Source organism: Mycobacterium sp. E3198, from assembly GCF_001667015.1.
Classification (GTDB): domain Bacteria; phylum Actinomycetota; class Actinomycetes; order Mycobacteriales; family Mycobacteriaceae; genus Mycobacterium.
The window spans coordinates 45139-53112 of the sequence record NZ_LZIS01000160.1 but is presented as its reverse complement, the minus strand read 5'-3'; the positions used below and the strand labels follow the sequence as shown (position 1 = coordinate 53112).

Genomic DNA, 7974 nt, shown 5'->3' with positions numbered 1-7974 from the left:
AACGTTGCGCACCGCGTTAGCAGACGAACCGACGCTGCGCGTCCTGCACCTCGCGGCCGTCGGATCGGACGCGGCACCGTCGACCCAATCGCTGTTACGCATGCAACACCAAGTGCTGAGCGGAACGCGACGGCTCTTCTGTGCCGCGGCCGCCGCGGAACTGCGTGCCCCGATCTGGCTGATTACCCGTGGCGCACAACGGGTCACTGGCACGGACACCGTGTCACCGGCGCAGTCCTGCCTGTGGGGCTTCGGTCGCGCCGCCGCGCTGGAGCACCCCCGCCTGTGGGGCGGGCTGGCGGATCTGCCCGCGGGCGGCGCGGTGGACGGCGGGGTGTGGTCCCGGCTGATCGACCAGCTGGTGGCGGCACCGGCCGGCGAAGACCAATTCGCGCTTCGGGACCAAACTGTCTACGTTCCACGGCTGACCCGACGCGCCGGGCAGCCGGCCGGGACACCGCTGGCACTCCGCGACGACGCGACCTATCTGGTGACCGGCGGGCTGGGCGCGATCGGACTGGAAGTCGCGGAATACCTTGCCGCGCACGGGGCCCGGCACCTGGTGCTGACCAGCCGGCGCGCCCCCAGCGAGGCCGCGCAGCAACGCATCGACGCGATCGGCGAACAGACCGGCGCCGAACTCCGGGTCATCACGGCCGACGTTTCCAACCCGCACGACGTCGCGCACGTCCTGGCCACCGTACGGGCCGAACTGCCCCCGCTGGCCGGGGTCGTGCATGCCGCAGGCGAGATCAGCACCACCCCGCTGCAAGCCCTGGATGACGCCGAAGTGGATCGGGTGTTCGCCGGGAAGGTCTGGGGCGCTTGGAATTTGAGCGAGGCCACCGCGGACCTGAAGCTGGACTTCTTCCTCAGCACTTCCTCGATCGCCGGGGTGTGGGGCGCCGGCGGCCAGACCGCGTACAGCGCGGCCAACGCCTTCCTGGACGGGTTGGCCTGGCGGCTGCGTGAGCAGGGCGTCCCCGGCATCAGCGTGAACTTCGGCCCGTGGGCGAACGCGGGCATGGCCGACGAGGCCGCCCGCGCGGAACTGGACAAGCGCGGGGTCCGGCCCTTGTCGCCGGCCGATGCGTTGGCGGGGATGGCCGAAATCATGGCGTCGTCGGGCAAGGGCACCTCGCACGGGGTGGTGGCCCGGATCGACTGGGCCAGCTTCCTGCCGCTCTACCAGATGGCGGGGAAGCGGGCCTTCTTCACGCAGCTGCAGCGTGAGGTGCCCGAATCCGAACAGGCACCGTCGGAATCCGGGACCACGCAATTGGTCGACCGGCTCACCGCGGCGCCGGTGCAGCAGCGAAAGAAACTCGTCGTGGACTACCTGCGCGATGCGGTCGCGGACGTGGTCCGGATCGACCCCGCGGAAATCCGCGAGGAGGCGGGGCTGTTCGACCTCGGCATGGATTCGCTGATGGCCGTCGAACTGCGGCGCCGCCTGGAGCGAGCGGTGGGCGCGGAGCTGCCGTCGACCCTGGCGATGGACTACCCGCGTATCACCGACGTCGCGAATTTCCTCATCAACGACGTCCTCAGCCTCGACGCGCCGGCGCCGGCGAGTGCGGCGGCGCAGCCCGCGCCGGTCGCGGCGCCCACGCGCACGGACGAGCCGATCGCGATCGTCGCGGTCGCCTGCCGCTTCCCGGGTGCGCCCGATCCCGAGGCGTACTGGGACCTGCTGTCCGGCGCCGTCGATGCGATCCGGGAGATCCCGGACGACCGTTTCGACGTCGACGAGTATTACGACCCGGATCCCGAGGCGGCAGGCAAGATCTACACCCGCTACGGCGGATACCTCGAGAGCATCGACGGGTTCGACCCGGAGTTCTTCGGCATTTCCCCGCGCGAAGCAGTGTGGATGGATCCGCAGCAGCGGTTGATGCTGGAGATCGCGTGGGAGGGCCTGGAGCGTGCCGGGTACGCGCCCGCGGCGTTGCGCGGCAGTCGAACCGGCGTGTTCGTGGGCGTGGCCGCCAACGAATACTCCCAGCTGCTGAACGCCAACTCGGTCGAGACCATCGAGGCCCACTTCATCACCGGCAATGCCCTCAACGTCATCGCGGGCCGGGTGGCGTTCGCGCTCGGGCTGGAAGGCCCGGCGATGGCGGTGGACACCGCGTGCAGCGCCTCGCTGGTGGCGGTGCATCAGGCGTGCCAGGCCCTGCATTCCGGCGATTGCGACATGGCGCTGGCCGGTGGGGTGAACGTCCTGGTGAGCCCGGCATCCATCGTCGCCACCGCGCGCGCCCGCATGCTGGCCGCCGACGGCCGGTGCAAGACGTTCGACGCCGCCGCGAACGGCTACGCGCGCAGTGAAGGCTGCGGGATCCTGGTGCTCAAGCGCCTCAGCGATGCCCAGCGCGACAACGATCACATCTGCGCGGTCATCCGGGGCAGCGCGGTCAACCAGGACGGCGCTTCCAGTGGTCTGACGGTGCCGAACGGTGGTGCGCAGCAACGGCTTATCACCGCGGCGCTGGCTCGCGCCGGCCTCGTCGGCGGCGACGTCGATTACCTCGAGGCGCACGGCACGGGCACCTCGCTGGGCGACCCGATCGAGGTCCAGGCCGCCGCGGCCGCCTATGGCGCCGGCCGCGAGCCGAACCGGCCGCTGCTGATCGGCTCGGCCAAGACCAACATCGGCCACCTCGAGTCCGCCGCGGGGATCGCCGGCCTGATCAAGGTCGTGTTGTCCTTGCAGCACGAGGTGCTGCCGCAGAACCTCCACTTCGAGAACCCGTCACCGAACATTCCGTGGGACTCGCTGCCGGTCCGCGTTGTGGACCAGGCGATTCCGTGGCACGCCAACGGCAGGCCGCGCCGCGCCGGAACAAGCTCCTTCGGGTTCTCCGGCACGAACGCCCACGTCCTCATCGAGGAGGCGCCGCCACCAGCGGCCGACGCCGCCCCGGACGGTGACGCGGTTCCCGAGCCCGCCACCGAAGAGCAACCGGTCGGCGTGTTGCCGCTCTCGGCGCGATCGCCGGAGGCGCTGGCGGTGATGGCGCAGCGGTACGCCACGTGGCTGGAGGAGCACCCGGATGCCGATGTCGCCGACGTGTGTTACACGGCGGGCGTCGGGCGTTCGCATTTCGAACACCGCGCCGCGTTGGTCGTGGACTCGGTCGCGGCAGCCCGCGAGATGTTGGCCGGGCTGGCCGAGAACCGGCTGGGGCCGGGTGCGGTGCGCGGCGTGTGCGGCGACCCACCGAAGACGGCGTGGTTGTTCACCGGTCAGGGCAGCCAGTACCCGGGCATGGCGCGTGAGCTGTTCGACACCGAGCCGGTGTTCGCCGACACGGTGCGGCGTTGCGCGGAGGCTGTCGATCCGATGTTGCCCCGCCCGTTGCTGGAGGTGCTGTTCGACACCGACGGCGAGGCCGGAGACACCTTGCGGCACACCTCTTTTGCGCAGCCGGCGCTGTTTGCCGTCGAGATGGGCCTGGCGCGGCTCTGGCAGTCCTGGGGCGTCGAGCCGGACGTGGTGCTCGGCCACAGCGTGGGCCAGTACGCGGCGGCGTGCGTGGCCGGGGTGTTCAGCCTCGAGGACGGGGCGCGCCTGATCGCCGAACGCGGCCGGCTGTTCGGCAGCCTGCCCGAGGGCGGGCGGATGGTCGCGGTGTTCGCCGACGCACAAAAAGTGGACGGCGTCGCCGAAGAATTCCCGCACATTTCCGTCGCCGCCTACAACGGGCCCAACACGGTGCTGTCGGGTCCCGGCGCGGACCTGGAGCAGATCGTCGCCAAGCTGACCGATGACGGCGTTCGCTGCACCTGGCTGGACACCAGCCACGCGTTCCATTCCGAGCTGCTGGACCCGGTGCTCGACGAATTCGAGTCGTACGCAAGCAAATTCGAATACGCCGTGCCGACGCTGCCCCTGGTGTGCAACCGGACCGGTGCGCTGCTCACCGCGGACACCCCGCTCGACGCCCAGTATTGGCGGCGGCACTCTCGCCAGCCGGTGCAGTTCGCCGAGAGCGTGCGCACCGTGGCGGCGCTGGGCTGCTCGGTGCTGATGGAGATCGGTCCGCTACCGGTGCTGACCAACGCCGCCATGCAGGCCTGGCCCGAGTCCTCGGCCGCGCCGCGGGCGATCGTGTCCCTGCGCAAGGACGCCGATGCCCGGCGTCAGATGGCAGAGGCGCTGGCCGCAGCGTACGTCAGCGGCCACCGGCCCGTATTCGCCGCGCTGCACCATCGGCCGCGCCGCAAGCTCGAACTGCCCACCTACGCCTTCCAGCGCCGCCGCTTCTGGCCGAAGAACGCCGATATCCGCGGCATCGACGGACATGGGGCCACCGGAACCGGAATCCTGGGGAACGCAAAGGACCTGGCCTCCGGCGACTCCGTCTACACCAGCCGGTGGTCCGTGAACACGCAGCCGTGGCTGTCGCATCACGTCATCTACGGCTCCGTCGTTGTGCCGGGCGCAACGTACGCGGCGATGGCCCTCGCCACCGTCGGGGCACCGGCGCAGGTGCGCGAGGTCTTCTTCTACGAGCCGATCATCCTGGGCGACAAGACTTCCCGGGAGGTGCAGCTGACGGTGCATCCGGTCGATGACGGCGGCTGGACCTTCCAGGTGCACAGCCGCCCGTTCGGTGACCGCGGCGCCGAGTGGTCGTTGAACGCCGACGGCCGGATCGTCAGCGGCGGCGCTGATGTCGCTGACGAGCCCGCGCTGGAGCCGGCGGAATCCATCGACGCGGCCTGCGAGCGGCTGGGCCGCGCGCGTCCGCAGCAGCTGTTCGACACCTTCGCCGACATGGAGCTGACCTGGGGCCCCACCTGGTCCACGTCGCTCAAATCGCTGTGGGCCGGCGACGGCGAGGCGATCGGGGATATCGCCATCGGCGACGAGCTTGCCGAGCAGCTCGGCAGCGAGCCGATCCACCCGGTGCTGCTGGATCTGTGCACCGGAATTGCGTTCCCGGCCCTGGAGGCGGCGCTCGCGGAGACCGAGGATGGCGGGGGCTTGAGCGACCTGTTCTTGCCGCTGCGCTACGGCCGGGTGGTGCTGCATGACGAGATGCCACGGCGGTTCTACTGCCGCGCCCGGTGGCAGAGCGGCGGCCTGGACAGCGAAACGCAGGCGTTCGATCTCGATTTCGTGGATCGCGACGGTCGCCAGCTGGGCGAGATTCGCGACTTCACGGTCAAGCGCGCGCCCCGCGAGGCGTTGCTGCGCGGGCTCGGCGGCGACGCCACCCGCAACTTGTACACCCTCGGCTGGGAGGAAGTGCCGGCGCCGGCGTCGGGCGGCACCGGCGGGAACGGCGACGGCACCTGGCTGATCGCCGGGTTCGACGAGCTGGCGGCCGACGTGCCCGGTTGCGTGTCCGTGGACCGTGCCACGGATCCGGAGCGCTTCAAGCACGTGTTCGCCGAGGCTCAGGACCGCGGCGCGCCCGTCTCCGGATTGGTCTGGCGCAGCCCCGGTCGGCCCGAGGCGGAAGAGTCGGGCGCCGAGTTCGCCGCGCGGCTGGAGACCGAGCTCGATGAGCTGCTCACGGTCGTGCGCACGCTGTTGGCCCAGCAAGACCTGAAACTCACCGGCGGACTGTGGATCGTCACCGAACGAGCCGTGGCGACCGAGCCCGGCGAGCCGGTGGACCCGGCGCAGGCGGCGCTGTGGGGCTTCGGGCGGACCGTCATCACCGAGCAGCCCAGCCTGCGCTGCCGGCTGGTCGACTCCGACGGGGCCGACGATGCCGTGCGCTCGCTGGCGAGCCTGCTCGGCGCACCCGCCGACGAACCCGAACTCGCACTGCGACAAGGAAAGTATTTGGTGCCGCGGCTGCTGCCGTGGGCGCGCAGCGGCCAACTCCCGGTGCCCCGCGCTGCCGATTACAACCTGGAGCCGACCGAACGCGGTGCGATCGACAACCTTCATCTGGTCGAGACGCACGTCGGGCCGCCGAGCGCGGGCGAGGTGCAGATCCGGGTGGAGGCCGCGGGCCTCAACTTCCGCGACGTGCTGAACGTGCTCGGCCTGTACCCGGGCGACCCGGGGCAGCCCGGTGGCGGCGACCTCGCCGGCGTCGTCACCGAGGTCGGCGCCGGCGTCACCGGATTCGAGGTCGGCCAGCGCGTCTTCGGCTTCATGCCGGGCGGGTTCCCCACCCGGGCCAACGTGCCGGCCCAGTTCCTGGCGCCGGTGCCGAACGGGGTGAGCGCGGTCGGGGCGGCGACCCTACCCGCCGGGGCGCTGACGACCCGGCTGGCGTTCGACTGGGCGAAGGTGGGACCCGGCGACCGGGTTCTCATCCACGCCGCCAGCGGTGGCGTCGGTCTGGCCGCAATCCAGATCGCCCAGCAGCGCGGTGCGACCGTCTTCGCCACCGCCAGCACGTACAAGCGGGCGGCGCTGCGCAAGATGGGCGTGGAACACGTCTACGACTCGCGCAGCACGGATTTCGCGGACCAGATCCTCGCCGACACCGGCGGCGCCGGCGTCGACGTCGTGCTGAACAGCCTCACCAGTGAAGGGTTCATCGCGGCGACCGTGCGGGCGACCGCACAGGGCGGCCGGTTCGCCGAAATCGCCAAGCGCGATATCTGGACCCGGGAGCAGATGGCGGCGGCCCGTCCCGATATCGCCTACGAGATCATCGCGCTGGACGCCTGCATCGAGCACGAACCCGAGCGGACGGGGAAGTTGCTGGCCGAGGTGGCCGACAGCATGGCCAAGGGCGAATTGAAGCCGATCGCTGCCGAGGTCTACCCGGTGACGGAGGCCAAGACCGCGTTCCGCCGGATGCAACAGGCCCGGCACATCGGAAAGATCGTGCTGCAGATGCCGAAACCGCTGCAGCCGCGCGGCGATCGGAGCTACCTGATCACCGGCGGCGTCGGCGCGCTCGGCCTGCACACGGCGGCCCACTTGGCCCAGCTCGGGGCCGGTGACATCGTCCTGACCAGTCGGCGCCTGCCGGACGCCGACGCGCAACGGGCCATCGATGACATCACCGAGCGATACCGAACCCGCATCCACGTCTTCGCCGCCGACGTCGGCGACGAAGCGCAGATCACGGCGGTGTTGGAGCGAATCCGCGCGGAGTTGCCGCCGCTCGCGGGGGTCGCGCACCTGGCGGGTGTCCTCGACGACGCGCTACTGCCGCAGCAGAGCCCCGAAAGCTTCCGGAAGGCGTTGGCGCCCAAGGCCTTCGGCGGCTGCTACCTGCACCGGCTCACCAAGGACGACGATCTTGATTTCTTCATCGTCTACTCGTCGGCCTCCAGCGTGATCGGTTCGCCCGGCCAGGCCAACTACGCGACCGCCAACGCGCTGCTCGACGGGCTCGTTGCGGAGCGCAGGGCCCAGGGCCTGCCGGCGACGGCGATCAACTGGGGTCCGTGGGCAAAGGGTGGCATGGCCACGTCGCACGCCGCGCGCGCCAACCTCAGTGCGCAGGGTCTCATCCCGCTGGAACCCTCGGCCGCGCTCAACGCGCTCGACGAGATTGTCGCCCACGGAACGGGGCAGGCAACCGTCATCAAGGCGAATTGGCAGCGCGCCGCGAAGGGGTTGGGCGCCACTCGCCCCGCGATGCTGGACCATGTGCTGCCGAGCGCTGCCACGGCGACTCGCGGCGACAGCGAGTTGCTGCGCCAACTGCACGAGGTGCCCGAGGCGGAACGCGGCAGCTTCCTCACGGAGTACCTGCGGTACGAAGTCCAGAATTTCCTGAGGCTCGCGCAACCGCCGGCCGCGACGAGCCGGTTCCTGGAGCTGGGGACCGACTCACTGATGGCGGTCGAATTCAGCAACCGGTTGCTTCCGCAGTTCGGTGGCGCGTTCACGATCAGCGCGACCGCGGTGTTCGACTACCCGACCATCGGGTCGCTGGCCGAGTACCTGGCCGGCCAGGTACCGGAGTCGGACAAGGCGGATTCGGTCGGTTTGGCCGAGCCAACGTAGTCGACTGCGCAACACCCCGCGGCCGGGCCGGCCGC

General features: G+C 70.6%; 1 protein-coding gene. It reads left to right on the top strand.

Annotated elements, in window-relative coordinates:
- On the top strand, window positions 1–7939 hold a 7939-nt coding region (locus A5673_RS18055; RefSeq protein WP_068235230.1), incomplete at its 5' end, for a type I polyketide synthase.
- Between the last annotated feature and the right edge of the window lie 35 nt (window positions 7940–7974).